The sequence below is a fragment of the Paraburkholderia sp. BL9I2N2 genome, from assembly GCF_004339745.1.
GTDB lineage: Bacteria > Pseudomonadota > Gammaproteobacteria > Burkholderiales > Burkholderiaceae > Paraburkholderia.
Window position 1 is genome coordinate 2,787,887 of record NZ_SMGP01000001.1, and the last position, 24,866, is coordinate 2,812,752.

Annotated in this window: 21 protein-coding genes; 10 read left to right on the forward strand and 11 right to left on the reverse strand. The window is 62.4% G+C overall.

Annotation, left to right across the window (positions count from 1 at the left end):
- Window positions 1-62: 62 nt before the first annotated feature.
- Window positions 63-968, reverse strand: a complete 906-nt coding sequence (locus tag B0G74_RS12825; protein WP_132375114.1) for a LysR substrate-binding domain-containing protein — start codon at window positions 966-968, stop codon at window positions 63-65.
- A gap of 107 nt (window positions 969-1,075) precedes the next feature.
- On the opposite strand from B0G74_RS12825, the gene B0G74_RS12830 reads away from it, so the two are divergent.
- Window positions 1,076-1,966: an EamA family transporter gene (locus tag B0G74_RS12830; RefSeq protein ID WP_132375115.1), complete on the forward strand. Its 891-nt coding sequence runs from the start codon at window positions 1,076-1,078 to the stop codon at window positions 1,964-1,966.
- A 51-nt stretch (window positions 1,967-2,017) separates the two neighbouring features.
- On the opposite strand, the gene rfbC is transcribed toward B0G74_RS12830, so the two are convergent.
- Both rfbC and B0G74_RS12840 read right to left on the reverse strand, forming a co-directional pair.
- Window positions 2,018-2,569, reverse strand: coding sequence for a dTDP-4-dehydrorhamnose 3,5-epimerase (gene rfbC / locus B0G74_RS12835; RefSeq protein WP_132375116.1), 552 nt, complete (start codon window positions 2,567-2,569; stop codon window positions 2,018-2,020).
- Window positions 2,570-2,677: 108 nt separating this feature from the next.
- A complete protein-coding gene (locus B0G74_RS12840) occupies window positions 2,678-3,673 on the reverse strand; it encodes a helix-turn-helix domain-containing protein (RefSeq protein ID WP_132375117.1) in 996 nt (331 codons plus the stop codon).
- Window positions 3,674-4,432: 759 nt separating this feature from the next.
- Here B0G74_RS12840 and B0G74_RS12845 point away from each other — a divergent pair.
- The 6 genes from B0G74_RS12845 (at window position 4,433) to B0G74_RS12870 (ending at window position 12,932) form a co-directional block, all read left to right on the forward strand.
- On the forward strand, window positions 4,433-4,807 hold the full coding sequence (locus B0G74_RS12845) for a hypothetical protein (protein ID WP_132375118.1): 375 nt from the start codon (window positions 4,433-4,435) through the stop codon (window positions 4,805-4,807).
- Between the two features lie 324 nt (window positions 4,808-5,131).
- Window positions 5,132-6,055 (forward strand): LysR family transcriptional regulator, encoded by a 924-nt coding sequence (locus B0G74_RS12850; RefSeq protein WP_132375119.1) that lies wholly within the window; start codon window positions 5,132-5,134, stop codon window positions 6,053-6,055.
- A 16-nt stretch (window positions 6,056-6,071) separates the two neighbouring features.
- Window positions 6,072-6,746, forward strand: a complete 675-nt coding sequence (locus B0G74_RS12855) for a response regulator transcription factor (RefSeq protein WP_132375120.1) — start codon at window positions 6,072-6,074, stop codon at window positions 6,744-6,746.
- A 247-nt stretch (window positions 6,747-6,993) separates the two neighbouring features.
- The gene (locus tag B0G74_RS12860; protein WP_132375121.1) at window positions 6,994-10,239 is read left to right on the forward strand and encodes an efflux RND transporter permease subunit; all 3,246 of its coding nucleotides are present in this window, start codon (window positions 6,994-6,996) and stop codon (window positions 10,237-10,239) included.
- Window positions 10,229-11,443 carry an efflux RND transporter periplasmic adaptor subunit gene (locus B0G74_RS12865; RefSeq protein ID WP_132375122.1) on the forward strand — a complete coding sequence of 405 codons (1,215 nt, stop codon included), beginning with the start codon at window positions 10,229-10,231 and terminating at the stop codon, window positions 11,441-11,443. The genes B0G74_RS12860 and B0G74_RS12865 overlap by 11 nt, the downstream gene beginning before the upstream one ends.
- Window positions 11,436-12,932 (forward strand): efflux transporter outer membrane subunit, encoded by a 1,497-nt coding sequence (locus B0G74_RS12870; protein ID WP_132375123.1) that lies wholly within the window; start codon window positions 11,436-11,438, stop codon window positions 12,930-12,932. Before B0G74_RS12865 ends, B0G74_RS12870 begins: the two co-directional genes overlap by 8 nt.
- A gap of 97 nt (window positions 12,933-13,029) precedes the next feature.
- Here the strand turns inward: B0G74_RS12870 and B0G74_RS12875 are convergent, their stop codons facing one another.
- The gene (locus B0G74_RS12875) at window positions 13,030-14,208 is read right to left on the reverse strand and encodes a porin (RefSeq protein WP_132375124.1); all 1,179 of its coding nucleotides are present in this window, start codon (window positions 14,206-14,208) and stop codon (window positions 13,030-13,032) included.
- A 325-nt stretch (window positions 14,209-14,533) separates the two neighbouring features.
- Here B0G74_RS12875 and B0G74_RS12880 point away from each other — a divergent pair, with 325 nt between their 5' ends.
- Window positions 14,534-14,809, forward strand: a complete 276-nt coding sequence (locus B0G74_RS12880) for a DUF4148 domain-containing protein (protein WP_132375125.1) — start codon at window positions 14,534-14,536, stop codon at window positions 14,807-14,809.
- Between the two features lie 10 nt (window positions 14,810-14,819).
- Window positions 14,820-15,074 carry a DUF4148 domain-containing protein gene (locus tag B0G74_RS12885; protein ID WP_132375126.1) on the forward strand — a complete coding sequence of 85 codons (255 nt, stop codon included), beginning with the start codon at window positions 14,820-14,822 and terminating at the stop codon, window positions 15,072-15,074.
- Window positions 15,075-15,318: 244 nt separating this feature from the next.
- Here the strand turns inward: B0G74_RS12885 and B0G74_RS12890 are convergent, their stop codons facing one another.
- The 4 genes from B0G74_RS12890 to B0G74_RS12905 all read right to left on the reverse strand — a co-directional run bounded on the left by B0G74_RS12890 (window position 15,319) and on the right by B0G74_RS12905 (window position 19,769).
- Window positions 15,319-16,416 (reverse strand): porin, encoded by a 1,098-nt coding sequence (locus B0G74_RS12890; RefSeq protein ID WP_165923902.1) that lies wholly within the window; start codon window positions 16,414-16,416, stop codon window positions 15,319-15,321.
- Between the two features lie 523 nt (window positions 16,417-16,939).
- Window positions 16,940-17,644 (reverse strand): response regulator transcription factor, encoded by a 705-nt coding sequence (locus B0G74_RS12895; RefSeq protein ID WP_132375128.1) that lies wholly within the window; start codon window positions 17,642-17,644, stop codon window positions 16,940-16,942.
- A 35-nt stretch (window positions 17,645-17,679) separates the two neighbouring features.
- Window positions 17,680-19,077: a HAMP domain-containing sensor histidine kinase gene (locus B0G74_RS12900; protein ID WP_132375129.1), complete on the reverse strand. Its 1,398-nt coding sequence runs from the start codon at window positions 19,075-19,077 to the stop codon at window positions 17,680-17,682.
- Window positions 19,078-19,091: 14 nt separating this feature from the next.
- Window positions 19,092-19,769 (reverse strand): response regulator transcription factor, encoded by a 678-nt coding sequence (locus B0G74_RS12905; protein ID WP_132375130.1) that lies wholly within the window; start codon window positions 19,767-19,769, stop codon window positions 19,092-19,094.
- Between the two features lie 365 nt (window positions 19,770-20,134).
- Here B0G74_RS12905 and B0G74_RS12910 point away from each other — a divergent pair, with 365 nt between their 5' ends.
- Window positions 20,135-20,488, forward strand: coding sequence for a DUF4148 domain-containing protein (locus B0G74_RS12910; RefSeq protein WP_132375131.1), 354 nt, complete (start codon window positions 20,135-20,137; stop codon window positions 20,486-20,488).
- A gap of 22 nt (window positions 20,489-20,510) precedes the next feature.
- On the opposite strand, the gene B0G74_RS12915 is transcribed toward B0G74_RS12910, so the two are convergent.
- From B0G74_RS12915 to B0G74_RS12925, 3 genes are read right to left on the reverse strand one after another with little or no spacing between them, the layout of a single operon-like run.
- Window positions 20,511-23,717, reverse strand: coding sequence for a multidrug efflux RND transporter permease subunit (locus B0G74_RS12915; protein ID WP_132375132.1), 3,207 nt, complete (start codon window positions 23,715-23,717; stop codon window positions 20,511-20,513).
- A 13-nt stretch (window positions 23,718-23,730) separates the two neighbouring features.
- Window positions 23,731-24,279: a GNAT family N-acetyltransferase gene (locus B0G74_RS12920; RefSeq protein ID WP_132375133.1), complete on the reverse strand. Its 549-nt coding sequence runs from the start codon at window positions 24,277-24,279 to the stop codon at window positions 23,731-23,733.
- Between the two features lie 4 nt (window positions 24,280-24,283).
- The gene (locus B0G74_RS12925) at window positions 24,284-24,865 is read right to left on the reverse strand and encodes a GNAT family N-acetyltransferase (protein ID WP_132375134.1); all 582 of its coding nucleotides are present in this window, start codon (window positions 24,863-24,865) and stop codon (window positions 24,284-24,286) included.
- Window position 24,866: the final 1 nt, after the last annotated feature.

Sequence of the window (24,866 nt, forward strand, 5' to 3'; positions counted from 1 at the left end):
CGCGTGGATGCGTCTCAAGAAAAAATGTCGTAAAAACTCACATGGGACCAGGCGCCGACGCATTAGCCCAAAGCCGGCACGAGCTGCGGCCCACCTTCGCGCAGACCGAGATGCAATTCCTCGCAGAGGAACGTTTGCAAGGTTTGCACGGCGGCCGCCTGCGCGCCGGAAACCTCGCGCATGAAGAGCCCGAAGTCCGCGGTGGGCGCGTCGGGCAAAGCCTCGCTTTGACCGAGCACGCGCATCGATTCCGAACGAATGTTGCCGTCGAGCAGCACCGACACGCCGAGCCCCGCTTCAACCGCGGATTGCACGGCCGGCAGACTGGTGCTGGTGCACACGATGCGCCACGCGATCCCCGCGCGCCGCAGCGCCGTCAACACCTGCTGCTGCCATAGACACGCGCCGCCGAATGCCACCACCGGCAACGCGGCCTGCGCGTCGCGGCTAAAACCGCGCGCGCCGACCCAGAAGAGTGGTTGCGTCCACGTGAGAAGCGGCGTTGCGTCGACCAGCGCGGGATCGCCGACCACCACGTCGAGGCTGCCATCCGCGAGCCGGTTCGACAGCGCCGCACTGCTGTCGACGACGATCTCCAGCGCCACTTGCGGATAAGCGATCGAAAAGCGCCGCAACGCCCGCGGCAAACGACCGACCGCAATGTCCTCCAGCATGCCGAGCCGCACGGTGCCGGACACCTGCCCTGCGCTCAACGCGCGGCGCGCATCGGCGCCCGCGCCGAGTATCGTGTGAGCATACGGCAGCAACAAGTGACCTGCTTCGGTAAGCTGCACGCCGCGCGGCGAGCGGTCGAGCAGGCGCTGGCCGAGTTCTTCTTCGAGCCGACGCAATTGCATGCTCACCGCGGCCTGGGTCCGCGCGAGGCGCGTCGCCGCCACGCCCACCGCGCCCGTCTCGGCCACGGTGACGAAGGCGCGCAGCAGGCTGCTGTCGAGATCTCGGGTCATAAAGGTTCTTGAAGTCAGCATAAGAAATATCAACTTATCTTAATACCGCCGGCACCGATAAGATAGCGATGACGAACTCCGATCGAGCGCCAACTCACCAGACGACCATGCAGGACACCACCCTCAAAGCCGCGCTGAATCCCGCGCAAACCCGCGTCAAACCCGCCCGCAGCGCGGCCGGGGCGGCGTTGCTGTGCGTACTGTCGATGTCGTGCGTGCAATTCGGCGCCGCGCTTTCCGCGCCGACGATGGCCACCTACGGTTCACTCAGCACCACATGGTTGCGCCTGTGCTGGGCGGCATTGGTGCTCGCCTTGCTGGTGCGTCCGCGCTTGCTGAGTTACTCGCGCGCTCATTGGACTGCCGCCGGCGTGCTCGGCGCGGCGATGGCGGGCATGACCCTGTGCTTTTTCGCGGCGCTCCAGCGCATTCCTTTAGGACTCGCCGTCGCGATCGACTTTCTCGGGCCGCTCGCCGTCGCGACCTTCGCGGTCCGTCGCGCGCGAGCCTTGCTCTGGCCCGCGCTGGCGATTGCCGGCGTCATACTGCTTTCGCGTGATCGCGCCGGCTGGATCGGCGAACCGCTCGGCGTGCTGCTCGCCTGCGGCGCGGCGCTCGGGTGGGGCACCTACATCGTGTTGATGAAGAAGACCGGCACCTTGTTCGCTGGACTCGAGGGACTGTCGGTATCGCTGATCGCTGCGGCACTCGTGGCCACGCCATTCGGATTGGCGCAAAGCGGTCTGCATGTCGCGACGGGCCAGATCGCGGCGACGGCGGGCCTCGCGGTACTGGTCCCGCTGTTGCCGTACGCGCTGGAAATGGTGGCGCTGCGGCACATGCCGGCCGCCTCATTCGGAATCCTGATGAGCGTCGAACCGGCGATCGGCGCGTTGGCCGGCTTCGTCGTACTGCATCAGCCGATGGGGGTTCTACAGATCGCGGGCACGTTGCTAGTGGTGACCGCAAGCGTCGGCGCCGTAGTGGCGACGCGCTGACAGGCGCGGCGCGAGGCGCGCGCTTCGGCGCGGCAAGACCGCACACTCAACTCAGGCGATGTTTTCCGCTTCGTAAAGACGCCGGCCCGCGGCATCCTTCGCGCCAAGGGTCGGTTCGAAATCGATCGGCCACTCGACGCCGATGTCGGGATCGCGCCACAGAATGCAGCGCTCCAGTTCGGGAAACCAGTACTCCGTGGTCTTCCACAAACACTCGGCAAAGTTGGACAGCACGACGAAACCGAGCGCGAAGCCCGGTGGCGCCCAGATCTGTCGATAATTGGCCGCACTCAGATACGCCCCGCACCACTTGCCGAAATTCGGCGAATTGAGCCGCACGTCGACGGCAACCGCAAAGACTTCGCCCACCACGACCCGCATGAGGCGACCCTGAGGACGTTGCACCTGATAGTGCAACCCGCGCAACACGCCATGCACCGCACGCGAATGCCGGTCCTGCACGAACTGGAAAGCTTGCGAGAGGTCGTCGATAAACTCGTCCGCGCTGAAGCTCTCGAAGCAGAAGCCGAATTCGTCGCAAAACACCTCGGGCTCGATGAGTTTCACCTCCGGCAATGCCGTCGCGATCACCTTGTTGCCCATTGCTGCTGTGCTCGTAAGAAGCCTGACCGGCGAAAACGCGGCCGCCACGACGGACGCGCCCAACTGTCGTCAGGCGCCCCGCCGCCGGCACGGGCACCTGCATGAATATTACGCCTCGCTCGCCACGCGGCTGCGCGCGCGATATTCGGTTGGAGATAGCGCCATGCGCTTGCGGAAAATCTTCGCCAGACGATCGCCGTTGCCCGTGCCGCTGCGCCGCGCAATCTTGTCGACCGGTAGTTCGGTCTCGGTCAGGAAGTTGCACGCAATGCGTAGTCGGACCTGCAGCAGATAGTCCGACGGCGTGACCTGCATTTCATGCTTGAAACGCCGCAGGAAATTGCGCTCGCTCATCGCCGCGACCTGCGCGGCGTCGGCCACTGAAACCGGACGGTCGCAATTGGCCTCCATCCAACGCGCCGCGGCACGGATCTTCTCGGCCACGCTGAGCGTGCCGCCTTCCGCCGGCAACGGCACCCAGGTTGCAGCCATGCCAGGCATCACGCGGTCGGCAACGCTGCGAGCAAGCTCGGCACCGAGATCGCGTTTGATGAACATGAGCGCGCTGCGGGCACAATCGTTACGATCGTTGGACGCGTTGAGCGCGGACTCGCCGGTGACATTGCTGAGATAGCGGTTCACCTGCAGTCCGTCGCTATCCGTCGGGCCAGCCGCTTCCAGCACGAGCCGCCCTTCACCGATTGTTTCGATCGCACGCGTGCGCGATTGCACCGAACGCAGCCAGCCCAGCACGCGCTCGTCGCGCGCGGCCACATGCGCGCCGTAGCCGCCCGCGATGAACAGCACGTCGAAACCGCTGGCAAAGCGCGCGTCGATACGGTCAGTCCAGATGCGCGCGGAAGAAGAACTGGCGACGCTGCCGCCGTCCATGGAAAGGAATTGCACTTCGTAAGGTTGTTCTTCACCGGCGCGCGAACCCGAGAGTTCGTTCGCGGTCTGGAACATCTCCACCACGGTGCCTGGGCCGAGCAGCCAGAAGCCGTCGAACAGCAACACGCCGATTCGCCGCGTTGCACTACGCACGTTCAATGTCGGCGTATGTAACCAGGTGATCCTCGCAGTATCAAGGTGCATGTGCGGCATGATATTTCCCCAAACTGTCGTACATTGTGGACCCCGATCGCCGTTAGCAGCCACTATGAGCGAAATGATTTATTGCCGGCAGAATCACGGCAAGGCCACTTAACGGATTAAGCGTGATGTTAGCGGAATGGATCGCTATAGTAAATTTGAAAAACAAATTACTATCGAGAAACAGAATGTATGAAGAAAACCGTAATCTTGCGTTTGATATGAGAACGGCAGGTTGCGCAGCCGCGACAGCAAACCATGCTGGCGCGATTTTCGTCATCTGGCCGGGAAGCCAAGTACAGCCTTGATCTTCCGGCATCGGCGCGCGTGAACCGAGCCTGTCGGCAGGGATTCGATTTGTGACCCGCGTATGGCGGAGCCCCATCCAAAAGTGTTTCAAACTTGAACTCCAAACCTCCCAGATAATGACCGTTCAATAGCGGCTTTATTCGCAAATTGGGAATTTATTGACCACCTGATGCAATCGAACCCGTATTTAACGAATCGATCGTGATTAAAGATTTTGAATCGCGATTCTCGAACGCCCAAAAATGTTTCTATATTGAAACATTGGCGGTTTTATACGTATGAACAATAGGCGGTTGCGGCGCACAATTCTGGCAAACTTCAGAGGATTGAACGCCGGCCGCGGCGAATGCGGCCGGCGCGTTCCTTAAACAAAGTTTCATCCGTGGATCGTGCTCTTTAAGGATTCGCCAGACGCGGCAGCGACATAATTTGTGCATCGTGATAGCCGCAAGGAGCCAGCACATGTCGCGCCCCATGAGCATCGAAAGAGTCAACGAATATGGTCAGCACGCGGTTCGCATCGCCATCGCAGACAGCGCCGTGCTACTCGACGTGGCCGATCTGGACGCCGTGATCGAGCACCTCAGCGTCCTGCGGGCCGGCATGCGCCCGGAAGTGCCCGAGGAGCCGCTGCGCACCCACCAGTACGTGATCGAGATCGACCCGTGCTGGCATGCGGAGAAGCATCCGCTGCACGATGGCGCCGTGCTGTTCCTGCGGCATTCCGGTCTCGGCTGGGCCGGTTTCGCACTGCCCACCGAAAGCCTCGCCAAACTGCACCACGCGCTCACGCAGCAACTGGAAGCCTCGCTGGAAGTACACGGCATGCTCAACTGAAACACCCGCAGGCAGGCTTGTTGCGTTTCACGCAGGACTGCGTTTCAGATCACACGCGCAACGCGTTACGCAGTCCACCTATACTTCAGTGGCCGCGTAGCGGCGGTTACTTTCATTCAAGTCTCTTTCGCAAGCGCGGCTTTGTCCGCGCTCTTTTTTGTCCCTTACTTAGTGTTGCTCACAGTTCTCCTGGAACCGGCAAGCCGTTCGCGCGTACAGTTCATGAACATTGCACAAAATTAAAAAAGACTTAATGCACCTAGCAGCGCGGATTTATCCGCCATCGCCGATGATGCACCCATCGCCCTTCTCTACTGTTCCAACATGAACCAGCTACAAGCGATGCGTGTCTTCACACGAGTAGTCGATCTCGCCAGCTTCAATCTCGCGGCGAGACAGTTAGGCATGTCCGCGGCCGCGGTCACGCGCAGCGTCGGCACGCTGGAAGCGCATCTGAACATGCGCCTATTGAACCGCACCACACGCAGTCTTTCGCTGACGGACGTGGGCCGCGAATATCTCGATGGTTGCCGCGCGATCATCGAGAAACTCGACGAGATGGAATCGAATCTGCTGGAGACCACCCGCGACCCACAGGGCACGTTACGGATCGCCACACCCATGACCTTCGCCACCGCGGGCTTGGGCGCGCTGCTTGCCGCCTACCGCACGCTGCATCCGCGCGTGGACTTCGACGTGACGACGTTCGACACGCAGATCGATCTCGTGGAAGGCGGCTTCGACGTGTGCTTCTCCGACGACCGGCGCCTCGCCAATTCCACACTGGTGAGCCGCACACTCACCAGCGTCGACGAACTGACGGTTGCGTCGCCCACTTATCTTGCGCGCAACGGCACGCCACGCGACCCCGCTGCTTTGAACCGGCATGGTCTACTGACAGTGTCCGACGGTTCGCCGCGAGCCTGGGAGTTCGCGGACGCCGACGGCATCTACCGCGTCAACACCGGCAGCGCGCTCACCGCGACCAGCAGTGCAATGGTGCGCGTGGCCGCGCTCAACCATATGGGCATCGCCTTGCTGCCCATGCCGATCATCGCCGACGATCTCACGCGCGGTGCGCTGGTCCCCGTGCTCGAACAGTTCGAGATCAACGGCGGCCCGCGCCAGGTGTCGATTCTCTACTCCGGCCGCAATTACCTGTCGATGCGCGTACGCAGCTTCATCGACTTCGCGGTCAGCCAGTATCGCGCGCCGGACCGCCCGGTTGCACTGCGCGCGGTCGCCTGAAGCGGGCGCGCGCATCATGCCCAGGATATTGACGATTGAAGATGACGAGCTGATCGCTCACGACATCGTTCGCACGCTTAGCGCGAGCGGCTTTTCCGTCGATGTGGCTCACACCGGCCGCGAAGGCATGGCGAAAGTGATGGCGGGCGATTACGACGTCGTCACGCTCGACCGCATGCTGCCCGATCTCGACGGTCTGACGATCGTCGCGACCATGCGCGGTGTCGGCATGGAAACGCCCGTGCTGGTGATGAGCGCGATGTCCGATGTCGATCAGCGCATTCAGGGCCTGCGTGCCGGCGGCGACGACTATCTGACCAAGCCCTTCTCGCCCGATGAAATGTTCGCACGCGTCGAGGTGCTATTGCGGCGGCGCCCACGTCACGCGAAAGCTGAAACGATGCTGCGCAACGGCGCGCTCGAGCTCGATCTGGTGCGCCGCAAAGTCACGCACCGTCAGCGCGAACTCGATCTGCAACCCACCGAATTCCGCGTGCTCGAATTCATGATGCGCCACACCGGCCAGGTGCTCACACGCACGATGATTTTCGAAGCCGTGTGGGGTTGTCGCTTCGACCCGGGTACGAATCTGATCGACGTGCACGTGGGGCGTTTGCGCAAGAAAGTCGAGATGCCCGGCGAACGTCCCTTGATTCGCACGATTCGCGGCTCGGGCTATCTGTTCGGCTGACCCAGGCGCATTCGCATTTCTGACGAGCAAGCTTTGGCGCTGCATGCAGCGCCAAAGCCGTTTCAGCACGCCTATCGACGCAAACACCCATCACACGCCGCTTCCTAAAACTAGTTTCATTTGTTTTGTCCGCGCCTGTTAGGGCCCGCTCCCCAGAATGCCGTTACCGGGCCGCGCCATTGACGCGAGTCCCCATTGCCACACGCCCGCGCAGATTCAATCGCGCCTCTGAACGGAGCAGCCTTCGATGTTAAAAATAGTCCGGTTAGCTTTGACCCGGCCCTACACGTTTATCGTGCTCGCGATGCTGATCCTGTTGATCGGCCCGCTTGCCGCATTGCGCACGCCGACGGATATCTTCCCCGATATCCGCATTCCCGTGATCAGCGTGGTGTGGAATTACGCCGGCCTGCAACCGGACGACATGTCCGGGCGCATCGTCACGTACTACGAGCGCACGCTCGGCACCACCGTCAACGACATCGCGCATATCGAGTCGCAGTCGTTTCGCGGCTACGGCATCGTGAAGATCTTCTTCCAGCCGACCGTGGATATCCGCACCGCCACCGCCCAGGTGACTTCGGTTTCGCAGACAGTGCTCAAGCAGATGCCGCCCGGCACCACGCCGCCGCAAATCCTGAACTACAACGCGTCCACGGTGCCGGTGCTGCAACTGGCGCTGACCAGCAATACGCTCGACGAACAGAAGCTCGCCGACTACGCGACCAACTTCATTCGTCCGCAATTGCTGAGCGTGCCGGGCGTGGCGATTCCCACGCCGTACGGCGGCAAGACGCGTGAAGTGCAGATCGATCTCGACCCGCAGGCCTTGCAGGCGAAAAAACTCTCGGCGAACGATGTCGCCACCGCGCTCGCGCAACAGAATCAGATCATTCCGGCGGGCACCGAGAAGATCGGCCGCTTCGAATACAACATCAAGCTGAACAACAGTCCGCTTGCTCTCGACGAATTGAACGCGCTGCCGATCAAAACCGTGGACGGCGCCACGATCTATATCCGCGACGTGGCGCACGTACGCGACGGTTATCCGCCGCAAGGCAACGTGGTGCGCGTGGACGGGCACCGCGCGGTGCTGATGAGTATTCTGAAGAACGGCTCCGCCTCGACACTCGACATCATCTCCGGCGTAAAGGCACAACTGCCGCGTATCGAAGCGACCTTGCCGCCCGGACTCAAGCTCGTCACGATGGGCGATCAGTCGACCTTCGTGAAAGGTGCCGTCAGCGGCGTGGCGCGCGAGGGCGTGATCGCCGCCGCGCTCACTTCGCTGATGATCCTGCTGTTCCTCGGCAGTTGGCGCTCCACGCTGATCATCGCGGCGTCGATTCCGCTCGCCGTGCTGGCGGCCATTGCCGGGCTCGCGGCAATGGGCGAAACGCTCAACGTGATGACGCTCGGCGGCCTTGCATTGGCGGTCGGGATTCTGGTCGACGACGCCACCGTCACCATCGAGAACATCAACTGGCATCTGGAACAGGGCAAGGACGTAAAGAGCGCGATTCTCGACGGCGCCGCGCAGATCGTCGCGCCCGCGTTCGTGTCGTTGCTGTGCATCTGCATCGTGTTCGTGCCGATGCTGTTGCTCGACGGCATTGCGCGTTTCCTGTTCGTGCCCATGGCCGAGGCCGTGATCTTCGCGATGATCGCCTCCTTCGTCCTCTCGCGCACTTTCGTGCCGATGATGGCGCAATACCTGCTGCGTGCCCATGCATCGGGCGGCCACGCCTCCGGCGAACTGGCCGCGACGATGGACCCGCTTGGCGGCCACTCCCACGCGGCGCCTTCGCGCAATCCGCTGGTGCGCTTCCAACGCGGCTTCGAGCAGCGCTTCGAACGCGTGCGCGGCGTGTACAGGATCGTGCTCGGTCTCGCGCTCACGCATCGCAAACGCTTCGTGACGGGCTTTCTGATCGTGGTGGGGGCGTCGTTCCTACTCGCGCCGTGGCTCGGCCGCAATTTCTTCCCCGATATCGACTCCGGCGAAATTGCGATCCACGTGCGTGCGCCGATCGGCACACGAATCGAAGATACCGCCGCGCAGTTCGATCTGATCGAAAACGCGGTGCGCCGCGCAATTCCGCCGGACCAGTTGCGCAGCATCATCGACAACATCGGCTTGCCGAATAGCGGGATCAATCTCACGTATAACAATAGCGGCACGGCTGGGCCGCAAGACGGCGACATTCTGATCTCGCTGAACGAAAATCATCGGCCCACCGCGGACTTCGTGCGCACGTTGCGTGAAACCCTGCCGCGTCAATTTCCGGGCACGACGTTCGCCTTCCTGCCGGCCGATATCGTCAGCCAGATTCTGAATTTCGGCGCACCCGCGCCGATCGATCTGCAGGTGGCCGGTCCGAACCAGGCCGCCAATCACCGGTACGCGAATGAAGTCATGCGCCGCATGCGCATGATTCCCGGCATTGCCGACACGCGCATGCAACAGGCGTCGACGTATCCGCAGTTCACCGTTTCCGTGGACCGCTCGCGCGCCGATCAGCTCGGCATTACCGAACAGGATGTCACCAACTCCGTGGTGGCGAGTCTGTCCGGCACGAGCCAGGTGTCGCCGACGTACTGGCTCAACCCTAACAACGGCGTGTCGTATCCGATCGTCGCGCAGACGCCGCAATATCGCATGACGTCCCTGTCGAATCTGAACAACCTGCCCGTGACCGGCAAGAGCGGCCAGGCGCAGATTCTCGGCGGCATTGCGACGATTACACGCGGCGTGGGCAATGCTGTGGTCTCGCACTACGACATCGAACCGCTCTACGACGTGTTCGCGACAACCCAAGGCCAGGATCTCGGCGCGGTGGCGGCGAAGATTCAGAGCATCCTGCACGCGACGGAGAAAGACGTGCCCAAGGGTTCCATCGTCACGTTGCGCGGACAGGTGCAGACAATGAATAGCGCGTTTCTCGGTTTGTCGCTCGGTCTGGTCGGCGCGATTGCACTGATCTATCTGCTGATCGTCGTGAACTTCCATTCATGGAGCGACGCGTTCGTGATCGTCACCGCATTGCCCGCGGCGTTGGCCGGCATCGTCTGGATGCTGTTCACCACGCACACGCCGCTCTCGGTGCCGGCGTTGACGGGCGCGATTCTGTGCATGGGCGTGGCGACCGCCAACAGCATTCTGGTGGTGAGCTTCGCGCGCGAACGGCTGGCCGTCACCGGCAACGCCCTGGTCGCCGCGATGGAAGCGGGCTTCACGCGCTTTCGCCCGGTGTTGATGACCGCACTCGCGATGATCATCGGCATGGCGCCGATGGCGCTCGGTCTCGGCGACGGCGGTGAGCAGAACGCGCCGCTCGGCCGCGCCGTGATCGGCGGCCTGCTTTGCGCGACGTTCGCCACGCTGCTGTTCGTCCCCGTCGTATTCAGCATCGTGCACCGGCGCGACGCCGCCGCTCACCGCCCTTCGCACGACCACTCTTCTTCCGAACCCGGAGTCCATCATGTCCACTGAGATCGAGATCAATTCGCCGAAACGGCTGCGTCATCTGAAGCTCATCGGTATCGTCGCGCTGCTCGCGGCAGCGGGCATCGTGGTGAGCGGCGTTGCCAGCCGCGTGCATGCGAAACAGGAATTGACCACCTGGTCCGCCCAGCAAGCCGTGCCTACCGTAGTGGCTTACACACCTAAGCGGGACTCCGACGCGCAAGCACTGGTGCTGCCCGGCCGTCTGTCGGCCTTCGTCAATGCGCCGATCTATGCGCGGGTGTCGGGTTATCTGCATGCGTGGTACGCGGATATCGGCACGCATGTCAAAGCCGGGCAGTTGCTCGGCGAGATCGATACGCCCGACCTCGATCAGCAATTGCAGCAGGCGCGCGCCGATTTGCAAAACTCGGTGGCCAATGAAAAACTCGCGGCGTCCACCGCGCGCCGCTGGACGCAGATGTTGCAGCAGGACTCCGTCTCGCAGCAGGACGCCGATGAAAAGACCAGCGATCTCGTCGCCAAACAGGCCACCGTCGCCGCCAACGAGGCCAACGTGCGGCGCCTCGAAGCCCTCGAATCGTTCAAGCGCATTACCGCGCCGTTCGACGGCATCGTCACGGCGCGCACCACCGACATCGGCGCGCTCATCAATGCGGGCGGTGGCAATGGGCCCGAGCTGTTCTCGGTGTCCGACGCGCATCAGTTGCGTGTCTACGTGAGCGTGCCGCAGGATGAAGCAGCCGCAATCCAGCCCGGCATGAGCGCCACGCTCACGGTGCCCGAGCGGCCGGGCGTAAAGTTCAACGCGAAACTCGTCGACACCGACGACGCCATCACGCCGTCTTCCGGCACCTTGCTGGTCCAGCTCGCGGTCGACAATCACGACGGTTTGCTGATTCCCGGCGAGTACACCGAGGTGCATTTCGCCTTGCCGACCAACGCGCACGCGTTGTCGATTCCGGCGAGCTCGCTGATCTTCCGGCAGAACGGTTTGCAGGTCGCCGTGCTCGGCAAGGGCAATCGAGCGGAGCTCAAGCCCGTATCGATCGCAACCGATCTTGGCACGCACGTCGAAATCGCCTCGGGTTTGAACGCCACGGATCGCGTAATCGACAACCCGCCCGACTCGCTCGCATCCGGCGATGAAGTGCGATTGCAGACCGGCGCGAGCGGCACGAGCGACACCGCCCTGGCCGGCCGACGCACGGCGGAGAGCACTCATGGATAAACGCCGTCTATGCATCGCACTGGCGGCCGCGGCGTTGCTGAACGGCTGCTCGTTCGCGCCGACTTATCACGCGCCGCCTACCAGCATCCCCACCACGTTCAAAGAAAGCGGCCCGTGGCAGCTCGCCCGACCCGCTGACCGCGTGCCACGCGATGCGTGGTGGAGCGTGTATCGCGACCCCGTGCTCGACCATCTGGAAGAACAGGTGGCCGCCGCGAACCCCGACGTCGCCGCGGCCATGGCGCGCCACGACGAAGCCGCGGCCGATCTCTCGCAGGCGCGTTCGGGCCTGTTTCCGACCATCGGCGCCGAAGCCTCGGTCGAACGCCAGCGGCAGTCGGATAACCGGCCGCTGCGTGGCGCGGGACAGCCTGCGGTGTACGGCGCCAATACCGTCGACGTCGGCATCGCCTACGACCTCGACCTGTGGGGCAAGGTCCGCAATGAAGTGGCCGCCGGCCGCGCCGCGATGCAGGCCAGCGAGGCCGACCTCGAATCGGTGCGTCTGAGTTTGCAGGCGAATCTCGCGAGCGCCTATTTCAACCTGCGCGGCCTCGATGCCCAGCAGCAACTGCTAAACGATACGATCGACACCTACCAGCGCGCCCTCACGCTCACGCTGAGCCGCCACGCCGGCGGCATCGCATCGGATCTCGATGTATCGCGCGCGCAAACGCAACTCGACACCGCGCGCGCTTCCGCCGACGACATCGCCGCGCAGCGCGCGCTCTTCGAACACGCGATCGCCAGCCTGACCGGTGCGCCCGCGTCCCGTTTCACGCTCGCCGCCGTGACCGACGCTGCCTACTTGCCGTCCATTCCGACCGGCGTGCCGGCGGCGCTGCTACAACGGCGCCCCGATATCGCCGCGGCCGAACGGCGCGTCGCCGAGGCGAACGCGCAGATCGGCGTCGCGAAGGCAGCGTTCTTTCCGGACATTTCGCTCGGCCTCGACGGCGGCTATCAAAGCGACACGCTCTCGCCGTGGCTGATCGCGCCGAACGAAATGTGGTCGGTCGGGCCGAGCCTCGTATTCACGCTCTTCGACGGCGGCCGCCGTGCGGCGATCACCGATCGGGCCCGCGCCAAGCTCGCGGAAAATGGCGCCAAGTACAAGGCCGCTGTGTTGCTCGCCTTCCAGCAGGTCGAGGACAACCTCGCGCAACTGCATCATCTCGGCGACGAGGCCACGAAACAGAACGAAGCGCTCATCGCTGCGCAACGCACTTTGACGCTGTCGATGTCGCGCTACCGTGACGGCGTGGTCAGCTATCTCGACGTGGTGACGGCGCAGACTACCGAACTCGATACGCAGATCTCGGCGCTGAACCTCAATACGCGGCGTTTGCTGGCTTCCGTGGGGTTGATCGAGGCGTTGGGCGGTGGCTGGTCGGCCGACGCCGCCAGCAGCGCGCCTGACGTTCAGGCGGCGCGTGCGCAAACGCACGCGAACGCCGCTAAAGCACGCGTTACCGACGCCGCGGGTTAAGGCGTCCTACGGTATGTAAAAAAGTCGCCGGCTCATCACCGGCGACTTTTGCGTTTGCGCTGGGCCTCGCGTCGCGCGGATAGTCCGCTCGCTTCGCTCAGAACCTGTGCCGCACGCCGACGGCCACCACGGCCTGCCGGTTGTTCGAAGAGGCCGCCAGCGAATAGATCGAGGCATTGCCGAGCACCGCGATGCCGTCCGCGCCCGACACGTGCTGATAAACGCCTTCCAGATACAGATCGGTGCGGCGCGACAAGGCGTAATCCGCTTGCAGCATGAACTGATTCCATTTCGGCGAGACGCTCTTGCCCGCGTCGCTGAAATGCCCGTCGGTAAATGTATAAGAACCGCCGAGTGTAAACGCGGGCGTTAGCGCGTAGCGGGCGTTCAGCTCGTAATTGTTGAAGGTCAGCAGATCGCCGTTGAGCGTCGAATAGGCGCCGCCTTGCATGATCTGATGCGGATCGTCGAGCATCGTACGCGTGAAGACGAGGCCGACCGTCGCCGCGCCGAACGTATAGCGCCCCGCCGCGCCGAGAATGCGTTGACGCGCGCCGGTGAAGGTCGCGTCGCCGTCGCTGCTGCTCACCGCGCCACCCGTATTGGCGGGCTGATTGACGCCGCCCGGCTGGTTGATCTGCAGATACGCGACGGCCAGATTGAACGGACCGCCCGCCCACTGGGCACCGAAGCTATAGGCGTTGTTGTTGCTGAAGCCGCCCGCCGCGTTGCTGAACGCGTATGCGCCGCCTACCGTGAGACCGTCGTAGGTCGCACTGCGGAATTTCAGCGCGTTGTTCAGGCGCAGATCGTTGTTGAGGTTGTCGTTATCGAACGGGTGATCGGCGATATTGCCGCCGAAGCCCGAACCGGTCGCCGACAGCGGCGCGACGAAATCCACCAGAAAGTCGTATTGCCGACCCAACGTCACGGTGCCCCACTGCTTGCTCGCGATACCCACCCATGCTTGCCGGCCGAACTCGTCCCCGCCGTTGGAGAACTTGCCGCTGTCGATATTGAAGCCATTCTCGAGATCGAAGACCGCGCTCAAGCCGCCGCCCAGATCTTCGTTGCCGCGCAAGCCCCAGCGATCCGTGCTCACGTTGCCGCTTTCCATCATCCAGTTGCTTTTTCCGCCGGTGGCCGTCTTCTGATTGCTGATGTAGTCGAGGCCCGTATCGAGCGTGCCGTAGAGCGTCACGCTGCTTTGCGCATGTGCTGCCGCACAGAAGGTGCCGGCCAGCGCGACGAGTGTGGTTGCCAATGCTTTGTTCATGTTTGATTCCGGGTAAGAGAAGGCGCCGGCCCGCGCATTGTCGGACCGATCCCGCACACCGTGCGGGTAGCCGCAATGTAGATAGACGCGGTGACACACCCGTGATCAAAACCGGCCGTTTCATGAAACGTTTTTTATCTTCGTGACATGCATCCGGCGAATGCCTGATTCATCGGCTCACCGACGCTCGAACGGATAAATATCTTTTCATGCACACACCGCCGATCCGCTAAAGCCGGTTGACTATCCTTCTCATCAACCGATCCACGAATGCAGTGAGATTCGCGCATCGGCCCATCCAACTTGATTTGTGAGGATTACGAACATGAAATCACTGTCGCTCGCCATCGCTTTCATCGGCGCTACCGCAACGGCTTCCGCCTTCGCTCAATCGACCACGACACCGACTCAACAGACCGCCGCACCGTCGATGCAAGTTGCCGCGAATAGCACCTCGGCGATCAATGCCGCAGGTTCCTGGGTTCCGCCGTATGGCCAGGCCACCGGCGAAAAGACGCGCGCACAGGTCTATCGGGAACTGGTGCACGCAGAGAAGGACGGCCAGCTCGCGTATCTGAATTCGACGATTTACGCGCACTGAGACGCCTGCAATGCTCGATCCCCGACCACGCGCCACTTTCGCGCTGCTGCTCGCCACCGGCCTCGCGGCCGCGGCCACATCGGCCGTCGCCGCGTCGCCGGTGGGCGGCGCGCTCAGCCGTTCAACGACACTGTCACCCGCTGGAAAGTGGAATTCGCCGACCGCCACGAACGCTCACGGCAAGTCACGCGCTCAGGTCTACCGCGAATTGATCAAAGCCGAGGGTGACGGTCAGATGAACTATCTCAACCAGCTCTACCGTTAATCGCACCACCCTCTTCCTCACCGACGATATCGATGACTCTTCGCACCGCGATCAAACGCTCCGCGCGCTTCGCCGCGGCCGCTGTCGCAGCCGGGCTCCTGCTATCCGGCTGCGCGACGCGCCCTTCGAGCACTGCCGACAGCTGCGTCGGCCCACCCAGTTACTGCAACATCTACTTTGGTTCCTAAAAAGAAGAGCGCGCTACCCTCGCGGATAGCGCGCTCTTTTACTGACTGCTCCGATTCTAGAACGAGTGCCGCACGCCGACTCGGCCGACCACCTGTTTGCCGTTGGACGACGGATCGAACCCGGCAATCTGCGCGACTGCGCCGCCGCTTGCTTTCTGCAGCGCGGCGAGTGCATACACGGCAGTACGTTTCGACAATTCGTATTCCGCGCTCAGATTGAGCTGCTGATACTTCGGCTCCTGATTGGTGGCGTGAACCCGGCCATCCGTGTAGGTGTAGCCTGCTGCGAGATTGAGCTGACTAGTCGCGGCGAAAGTGCCGGCGATTTCATAGTTCTGGAATTTGACGTCCTGACCCGCGTCGCCCTGCTGGAAATTGACATTGGTAAAGTTGCCCATGACCTTGAACTTGCCGAGTTGATACGAAGCGCCGGCGGCAAAGATGCCCTGACTACGCGCATTGGCGAGAAAGTTGCCGTACACGGCATTGGTAAATCCCGGGCTGTTCTGATAGCTCTGAATCGACTCCTCTGGATCGTTGACACGCAAATAGCCCGCACCAATGGAAAACGGCCCATTCGTATACGCCGCCGCCGCGCTATAAGCCGCATTATTCGAAAACTGCCCTGCCTGACCGCCAAACGAATAGAGCGCTTCGCCGGTAAATCCGCCGATGGTGGGACTCTTGTACTTCACTGCATTGCTGATTGCAAAGCCGTTATCGAGGTTATCCATGTCGTTGGGATGGGAGAAATACCAGCCACCGTAGCTATCGTTGAGCGAGAACGGTTCAATGAGATCGACCACGGGATCCCACTGCCGCCCGAGGGTGACGGTGCCGACCGTTTGACTGGCGAGACCCACATAGGCATTACGCGAGAACGCGAGCCCGCTGCCGAGACTACCGTTAGTCGAATTGAAACCGCTTTCGAGATCAAAAATAGCGGACAGTCCGCCACCGAGATCTTCTTTGCCTCTGAGCCCCCAACGGCTGCCTGCGCTCACACCGCTGGCCATCTGATAGAGACGGCTGCCGTTGACGTTGCTGGCGAAATCGATACCTGTGTCGAGGAGCCCATAGAGCGTGACGCTGCTTTGCGCGTGTGCCGACGACGCGATACCGACGCAAAACAGTGCCCCGACCAGTTGCGCCAGCTTCATCTTCTGATTCATGAATCACCTTCCATTTAATTTAGGATGCCTGAAAATAGCGACCGCTTTGCAATGGATGCAGCCACGAGACGAATATATCCAGATCAGAAAACACCACCCCCGCAAGACAGACTTTCAATAAATGCGTTGGATTTTCATGCCCCGATCATTGACGGGAGTACATGAACGGGTCGTAGAAGCAGAGGGAACGAGAGAGAAGTAAGAAAAAGCAACGAACGCGTCCGCCAACGCGGACGCAGAAAGAAATGGTTTAGAAGAAGTACCGCGACGGCGCGCGCAGCGCCGCCGGAAGAATGACTGCTGTGTCACGAACGCGGAATGGGCGAGAGCACAGATTCCAGATGCGCCACTACCGTAGCTGCGCGGGGGACCCGCTTAAAGGCTAGCGGTGTAAAGCCGCTTTCTTTGCCTACTTTCTTTGCGGCAAGCAAAGAAAGTAGGTGCCGCCCCGCACAGGGGCAACACTAATAGACCACCACGAATAGAAGAAACCCCAAACAGAAAACTAAACACCAACCGAAACCTGATACCCAAACCGACTAACCGTCTCAATCCGAACCTCAGGCAAATCACCCAAAAGTTTCCTCCTCAACCGAGAAACAACCAGATTGACACTAGAAGGATCGACATCTTCCTTCTCCGGCCAGGCATACCGAATAAGCTGATCCCGCGCCACAGGCGCATTAACCTGCTTGATCAGACACTCGAGCAAAAGAAACTCTCTACGAGTGACCCCAACCCTGCGCCCACCAAAAACAAGCTCCCGAGTAGCGGTATCCAAAGAGGGCTCATCAACCGAGGAAAAAAAAGAAGAAGGACCCGAGCCCCCAACAACTGCTCGCCCTATTCCGATGCGCTGCAAAGCCTGCATCCGCTCATGCATTTCAATAAACGAGTAAGGCTGGCAGAAGCAAGCATCCGCGCCGGCGCGCAAAACTTTGGTGCGATCCTGCGCCGTAGCCGCGCCCAGTACAGCTACAATCGCCGCCCCACTCCCAGCCGAAGCAAACTTGACAACAAATTCCAGCAACGCAGAATAAAACCCCACCTCCAACACCATCAAAACGATCGCATCAAACGGTTCCTGAGCCGCGAGAAAGACCCCATCCCGCAGATCATCAGCTCGCTGCAAACTATGTGCGCTCTCCTGAAGCGCCTTGAAAAGCCACGCAGCTTCCGGATGAGAAGGTCCCACGAAGAGAACGCGCATTCACGCCCCCGCAAGAACAAGAAAAGAAATCAGGCTCATGCAAGTGTCCTTGACCAGCATTCAATCGATATTCGAGTACCCGGCTGCGCATTACCGATTTTCATCGTGAAGTCATGCACCCGCATCACCGCGGAGACAATACTCAGCCCCAGCCCTGACCCGGCCAGATGCCGCGTACTCTTACCGCGATAGAATCGCTGCAAAACCGCATCACGCTCATCGGCAGCAATACCGGGCCCGTTATCGACAATATCCACCTGCGGCCCAGCAGCCGTCTGACGCAACTCCATCCGCACCACGCCGCCTTCAGGCGTGAACTTGATAGCGTTATCCACCAGATTGCTCAACGCTTCAAAGAGCAACGCACGATCGCCATAGATCGCATCCACAGGCTGCGCATGAACAGAAAGCTGAATCGAACGGCTCTCAGCGAGCGGTTCGTACAGTTCGCCGACCTCTTCGATCAGCGTCTCCAACTGCATCTCACCGAAGCCGCCGCGCCGCTGCAACGTACCAATCTCGGAGATCCGCAGCATCGCGCGGAACCGATCGAGCAGCGCATCCGTTTCCGTGCGCGCGCGCTCCACCAGATTCGCCAACTCGGCGTCGTCGAGCGTCCCGGTCCGCTCCGCCGCGTGCGCAAGCACCGTCCGCACATGCGCAAGCGGTGTACGCAAATCATGCGCGATGCCATCGCAAGCGCCCTTCACTTCGTTCATCAGACGCTCGACTTCGGCGAGCATATGATTCACGAGATGCGCGAGCATATCCACTTCGTCGCGTCCGCCAATAGGCAAACGCTGCGCGAGATCGCCCTGCGCGATGCGCTGCGTGACGCGCCGGATCGCTCTCAGACGGCGCATCTGCCGCACGCTCAGTGCGAGACCACCGGCCACACCGGCGAGCAGACAGAAAACACCTCCGCCCACCAGGGCATTGATGATGGTCTGGCGAATCCGCAGAATGTGCGTGAGGTCACGCGCGACCACGAGCGTCGAGCCGTCCTCGCGACGCTCGGCCATGGCGCGCACCACCGGTGCCTGATCGTTACGCCCGAGCGCGAGCGTCAGATCGAGCGTCTTGCCGGTGCGATTGGTGGGCAGCGCGCCCGGATAGGCGAGCACGTCGCCGGCCAGCAACCGGCCGTCGGCGGCGAACAGGCCGTAGTAATTCGTGTGCATGCGCTCATGCTCGATGCGCCGGTGGATCGCGTCCGCGAGACCCGAATCGGGCAGCGAATCGAAGTAGATCAGTTGCCAGTCCATCACCACATCGGTCTCACGCTCCATGTCGCCGGTCACGGCCCAGCCGATGAAGCCCAGCAGCAGCATCACGGAAAACGAAAAGATGACCGCGTAAACGGAGAGCAGGCGAAAGGTGGTGGAATGCCAGCGCCGCCCGAGCGCAGATTGAGCGGGGAAGGTTGTGTCCATCAAAAATGTGTCGCTCATGCGAGGATATAACCCGAGCCCCGCACTGTCTGAATCATCGGCGTCACGCCGGGCGGGTCGATTTTCTTGCGCAGGCGTCCCATGTGCACGTCGATCAGATTGGTGCCCGGATCGAAGTGATAGCCCCACACGGCCTCGAACAGCATGGTGCGCGTGATGGTCTGCCCCGCGTGGCGCATCATGAATTCGAGCACGCGGTACTCGGTGGGCAATAGAACGATTTCCTCGCCGTCGCGCTGCACCTTGCGTGAAATCAGATCGAGTTCGAGCGGGCCAACGCGCAAGTGCGTTTCGAGTTGCGCGGCCGGCGTCTGACTGCGGCGCAGCAGCACTTCGAGGCGCGCGGCCATCTCTTCGGGGTCGAACGGCTTGGTCAGATAATCGTCGCCGCCGGCGCGCAGGCCGCGCACCCGCTCATCCACGTCGCCGAGCGCGCTCAACATCAGCACCGGCGTCTGAATGCCGATGCTGCGCATGGTGGTAAGTATTGTCAGGCCGTCCATGCCGGGTAGCATGCGGTCGAGCGTGATCACGTCGTAGTCTTCGCTGATCGCACGCGCCATGCCGTCGCGGCCGTTGGCCACCCAATCCACGGTGAAGCCGCGGCTTTTCAGTTCACCGACAATTTCATTCGCGGTAATTTCATCATCTTCGATCGTCAGTACTCGCGACATGATCATTGCATGCGCCACAGCCCGCTCTACCGATGCAAGCGGCGGGCGCGACCGGTTATCAGTAGAGGGACATGATGCCATATTCGGCTTGCGCGTTCAGAGCACGGGCGTACGGTTCGACGAATGTCGGCGCTTTGCCTCGGTGCTTGCATGCAGGCTACGCGGGGGCTGTTAGCGGATAGATGTCCGCTTCATGAAGAAAAATTTAAGTTCGCCGCAAAGCCATGAAAACCCGGCAAATCACGCCAGGATAAAACAAGTTTAATGTTGCCGACGCCGCTCCGGTAGGCGCACTCCACTAGCCTGATGTCAACCCGCAGCCGTCAATGCGGGACGACTCGAACCCTCTCGTGGATGACATGAACATGAAGCTTGCAACGAAAACCCTGCTCAGCGCCCTTCTTCTGATTGGCAGCGCATCGGCCATGGCCGCACCGCATCTCACGCCGCAGCAATGCAACGATTATCCGTTCACACCGTTGAAAGGCGAAGTGACGCACAAGCAGTTGATGCGCGAACTCGGCGAACTCGAAGCGGTCGGCTATCAACCGACCGCCGATGACGACGACTACCCGCGCGATCTGCAACACGCGGAGAATAAGCTGCAGGCCGAGTATCGCGCGGACTGCATGCCGGCCGCGCCGCGCGTGTCGGCAAGCAATGCCCAGATGCCGACTAGCGCGACGCCCGTGCAAGCGGCGAATCAGCCGGCCGGTTGAGCACGGCACCGGTGGAGCACGGTCAGGCCGTCGGCGATTCGTCGAATGATCCGCGCTCGAGCGCAACACGGCGCGCCCGCCGCTCCGCACGCTTGCGATGCAATTCCGCAAGCCGCCGCCGTCCATGCGTGAGCGATGCGACCGCATGGAACGCGACCGGCGCGAACACCAGCCCGAACAGCGTGGCGGCCAGCACGCCGCCAAACACGCCGGTGCCAATCGAGCGGCGGCTTTCGGCGCCCGCGCCGCTCGACACCACAAGCGGCACGACGCCGAGCAGGAACGCCGCCGAGGTCATTACGATCGGCCGAAAGCGTGCGCCCGCGGCTTCGGTCACGGCGCGCGTCAATGGCAGGCCACGCTGGTACAGATCGCGGGCGAACTGCACGATCAGAATCGCGTTCTTCGCCGCGAGGCCGATCACCGTGATCATGCCGACCTTGAAGTACACGTCGTTGGGCATGCCGCGCAACAGCACCGCGGCGACCGCGCCGATCACGCCGAGCGGCACGACCATCAGCACGGCAAGCGGAATCGTCCAGCTTTCGTAAAGCGCGGCCAGCGCCATGAACACCGCCAGCAACGAGAGGCCGATCAACAGCGGCGTGAGTTTCGCGGCCGCGGTTTCCTCGCGTGCCGCATCGACCCAGTCATAGCGCACGCCGACCGGCAACGAAGCGGCAAGCCGCTCCATCTCCGCCATCGCCGCGCCGGAACTGTAGCCGGGCGCAGCGTGACCGCTCACGTCGAGCGACGGATAACCGTTGTAGCGCGTCAGCATCACCGGGCCGATCGTCCACTGACGCGTCGCGATGGCCGAAAGCGGCACCATGCCGCCCGTCGCGTTGGGCACGGCGAGCGCGAGCAGATCGTCTTCGGTCATGCGCGTGGCGGCGTCGGCGGCGATCATCACGCGGCGCATGCGGCCGCCGGCCGGGAAATCGTCGATATAGGTCGAGCCGAAGGTGCTGCCCAGCACGTCGGCGATGCGATCGAACGACACGCCGAGCGCATACGCCTTCGCGCGGTCGACGATGAGTTCGACGCGCGGCGCGTCAGGCAGATCTTCCGAGTGCACCGAGGCCAGCACCGGACTCGCCTTGGCCTGCGCGAACAGTTGCTCGCGCGCGGCCTTCAACGCATCGAGCCCCACTCCGCCGCGATCTTCGAGGCGGAACACGAAACCGTCGGAATGTCCGAGTCCCGGCACCGAAGGCGGCAATTGCGCCTCGACGCTGCCGTCCAGAATCTTGTCGAACTTTGCGTTGAGCCGGTCGCGCAGGGCCAGTGCATCGATATCGCGCTTGCCCCAATCCTTGAGTTCGACGAACCCCATCGCCACGTTCTGACCGCTGCCCGAAAAGCTCCAGCCGATCACACTCGTAACGTTCGCGATGGCGGGCTCGGCATGCAGAATCTCTTCCACGCGTTGCACCACGCCCAACGTGCGTGCCTGGGTGGCGCCCGCGGGCAATTGCACCATCACCTGCAACTGGCCTTCGTCCTCGCTCGGTAGAAAACCGCCGGGCATTTGCCAGTAGAGCACACCGCACACACCAACCAGCACCGCGTAGACGGCCAGCATCGGGCCGATGCGGCGCAGCGTGCGCGCGGTCAGCCCGCGATACCCACGCGCGGCGTGGTCGAAACCGGAGGTGAAGCGGCTTGCCGCACGTGCCGCGAAACCCAGCAGTCCACGGCGCGCATCGCGTTGACGCACCGATTGGGTGTGCGCCTTCAGCAGATTCGCGCACAACGCGGGCGTCAACGACAAGGCCATGAACGACGACACCAGCATCGACGCGATCATCGCCACCGCGAATTGCCGGTAGATTCCGCCGACGCCGCCGGGAAAGAACGCCATTGGCACGAACACCGCCGTCAACACCGCCGTCACGCCGACAATCGCCCCGCCGATCTGCGACATGGCCTTGCGCGTGGCCTCGCGTGGCGGCAGGCCCTCGTCTTCCATCACGCGATGCACGCTCTCCACCACCACGATCGCGTCGTCGACGAGAATGCCGATGGCAAGCACGAGGCCGAACATCGTGAACACGTTGATCGACAGACCGCACGCATACATGGCGAGAAACGCGCCCATCAGCGTGACCGGAATCACCACGGTCGGCACCAGCGTATAGCGCAGATCGCGCAGGAACAGCCACATCACGAAGAACACCAGCACCACCGCTTCCGCGAGCGTGACGAGCACCTCGTGAATCGCGATCTGCACGAAGTGCGCATTGTCGAACGGGATTTCGATGGCGACGCCCGAAGGCAATCCTTTCGCCAACTCGGCAAGCCGCGCGCGAATCGCGTTCGACGTTTCCAGCGCGTTGCCGCGCGGCCCGAGTTGAATCCCGACCGTCGCCGCAGCCTTGCCGTTCAGGCGCGAATAGTACGAGTAATTGTCACGCCCGAGTTCGACTCGCGCGACGTCACGCAGACGCACAGCCGAACCGTCCGCCCGCGCCTTCAGCACGATCTGGCCGAATTCCGCCGGCGAGATCAACTGGCCCTTCACGCTCACCGAGGCCGTCAGTTGCTGGCCCGGCACGAACGGCGCGTCGCCGAGCGTGCCTGCCGTGACAGTCGCGTTCTGTGCGGCAATCGCGGCGTTCACTTCGGCGGCGCCGAGGCCGTATTCGCGCAGCTTCATCGGATCGAGCCAGATACGCAGCGCTTCGTCGGCGTCCCAGAGTTGGGCCGAGCCCACGCCCGGCGCGCGCTTCAGCTCACGCAACACGTAGCGGCTCAGATAGTCGCTCAATTGCACGGAGTCGCGCGTGCCGTCGGTGGAACTCAGCGCGACCAGCATCAGGAACGTGTTGGCCGCCTTGAACACGCTGATGCCCTGCTGCACCACCTGCTGCGGCAAACGCGGCTCGACCTGCTTGAGCCGGTTCTGGATGTCGACCAGCGCGAGATCCGGATTGGTGCCGGGCGCGAAGGTCGCGTCGATTTCGAGCTCGCCCAGGTTGTCGCTGGTCGTTTGGTAGTACAGCATATTGTCGGCGCCATCGAAACTCTCCTCGATAATGCTGCCGACGCTCTCGTCCACGACTTCAGTCGACGCCCCCGGATACATGGCGGATATCACGATGCGCGGCGGCGCAAGGCGCGGATACTGCGCCACCGGCAGTTGCGGAATAGCCAGCGCGCCCGCCACGACAATGGCGAGCGCGACGATCCATGCGAAGACCGGGCGGTCGATGAAGAAAAATGGCACTCAAAGAATCCGTTCAGATGGTCTGGAGGCGCGGTGCATCGACGAGACGGGCCATATGCAGCACGTCGGCCAACACGCCGTCACGCAGGGCAAAACCGCGCGAGCGGCCTTCTTCGACAAAGCCGAACTTGCGATACAGCGCAATGGCCGGCGTATTGTCGGAAAACACCGTGAGGTCGATGCGGCGCAAACCGAGCGACGCATCCGCGCAATCGATCAAGCCTTGCAAAAGCGCGGCGCCGACACCGCGGCCACGATACGCGTCGTGCACGGCCAGGCCCAAATGCGCGCAGTGCGCGCGGCTCGACCGATGGACCTCGAGGCCGGCATGGCCGACCATGCGTTCGTCGATAATCGCGCACACGTTCACGCCGCCTTTGAGGCGCCGCTCGTACCAGGCCGCGAGTTGCTCAGGACTGCGATAGCCGACCGACAGCGTGCCGCGCCGCACACCGGGCAAGCTCATGATCTCGGCGAACGCATCCATGTCCGACGATTCTAGAGCGCGCACCATAATACATTTGTAATGTGCAGCGTCGTCCGGCAACCTTGTTTGTTTCATGGTCTTATTCCGCTGCGAGATGGGCGGCCGATGGCGGCGACATCCAGGGCGCCGGCTCGCGCAGCCGCGCCATGAAGAAACAATCGATCAGCACGCCACGGCGCAATACCGCGCCGCGCTGATGCGCTTCGATCTCGAAGCCGAACTTGCGATATAGCGCGAGTGCTGCGTGGTTATCGGTGTAGACATGCAACTCGACGCGCCGCAGACCGAGCCAGTTGTCGGCGAGATCGAGCAGTTCGGCCATCAAGGCATAACCGATGCCGCGCCGCTGCCATGCGTCGTGCACGCCGATGCCAAGCGATGCCGCATGCGCACGGCGCCCCTTGAAAGGCCTGAGGCTCGCCGAACCGACCAGCGTGTCGCCGACCGTCGCCGCGATCGCGATTTCGGGCGCCTCGAGTTTTTCCAGGTACTCGCGCGTGTTCGCAATGGTCCGATACGGCAGCTGCGGATTGCCGTTCATCGCCGCGGGCAACTGGAGCAGCGCGTGAAACTGTTCTGTGTCGGCCACGCGCAATGCGCGCAGCGTCAGGCCCTCGGGCAAGCTCTCAGGGTTTGATTTTGTTTTTATTTGTCGATCCATG

Bases quoted from the DNA above. Each gene is read 5' to 3' on its own strand.
- B0G74_RS12850 (WP_132375119.1), top strand. From the start codon at position 5,132: ATGAACCAGCTACAAGCGATGCGTGTCTTCACACGAGTAGTCGATCTC.
- B0G74_RS12840 (WP_132375117.1), bottom strand. From the start codon at position 3,673: ATGCCGCACATGCACCTTGATACTGCGAGGATCACCTGGTTACATACG.
- B0G74_RS12910 (WP_132375131.1), top strand. From the start codon at position 20,135: ATGAAGCTTGCAACGAAAACCCTGCTCAGCGCCCTTCTTCTGATTGGC.
- B0G74_RS12870 (WP_132375123.1), top strand. From the start codon at position 11,436: ATGGATAAACGCCGTCTATGCATCGCACTGGCGGCCGCGGCGTTGCTG.
- B0G74_RS12905 (WP_132375130.1), bottom strand. From the start codon at position 19,769: ATGTCGCGAGTACTGACGATCGAAGATGATGAAATTACCGCGAATGAA.
- B0G74_RS12880 (WP_132375125.1), top strand. From the start codon at position 14,534: ATGAAATCACTGTCGCTCGCCATCGCTTTCATCGGCGCTACCGCAACG.
- B0G74_RS12875 (WP_132375124.1), bottom strand. From the start codon at position 14,208: ATGAACAAAGCATTGGCAACCACACTCGTCGCGCTGGCCGGCACCTTC.
- B0G74_RS12860 (WP_132375121.1), top strand. From the start codon at position 6,994: ATGTTAAAAATAGTCCGGTTAGCTTTGACCCGGCCCTACACGTTTATC.
- B0G74_RS12845 (WP_132375118.1), top strand. From the start codon at position 4,433: ATGTCGCGCCCCATGAGCATCGAAAGAGTCAACGAATATGGTCAGCAC.
- B0G74_RS12900 (WP_132375129.1), bottom strand. From the start codon at position 19,077: ATGGACACAACCTTCCCCGCTCAATCTGCGCTCGGGCGGCGCTGGCAT.
- B0G74_RS12825 (WP_132375114.1), bottom strand. From the start codon at position 968: ATGACCCGAGATCTCGACAGCAGCCTGCTGCGCGCCTTCGTCACCGTG.
- rfbC (WP_132375116.1), bottom strand. From the start codon at position 2,569: ATGGGCAACAAGGTGATCGCGACGGCATTGCCGGAGGTGAAACTCATC.
- B0G74_RS12925 (WP_132375134.1), bottom strand. From the start codon at position 24,865: ATGGATCGACAAATAAAAACAAAATCAAACCCTGAGAGCTTGCCCGAG.
- B0G74_RS12865 (WP_132375122.1), top strand. From the start codon at position 10,229: ATGTCCACTGAGATCGAGATCAATTCGCCGAAACGGCTGCGTCATCTG.
- B0G74_RS12895 (WP_132375128.1), bottom strand. From the start codon at position 17,644: ATGCGCGTTCTCTTCGTGGGACCTTCTCATCCGGAAGCTGCGTGGCTT.
- B0G74_RS12855 (WP_132375120.1), top strand. From the start codon at position 6,072: ATGCCCAGGATATTGACGATTGAAGATGACGAGCTGATCGCTCACGAC.
- B0G74_RS12885 (WP_132375126.1), top strand. From the start codon at position 14,820: ATGCTCGATCCCCGACCACGCGCCACTTTCGCGCTGCTGCTCGCCACC.
- B0G74_RS12920 (WP_132375133.1), bottom strand. From the start codon at position 24,279: ATGAAACAAACAAGGTTGCCGGACGACGCTGCACATTACAAATGTATT.
- B0G74_RS12830 (WP_132375115.1), top strand. From the start codon at position 1,076: ATGCAGGACACCACCCTCAAAGCCGCGCTGAATCCCGCGCAAACCCGC.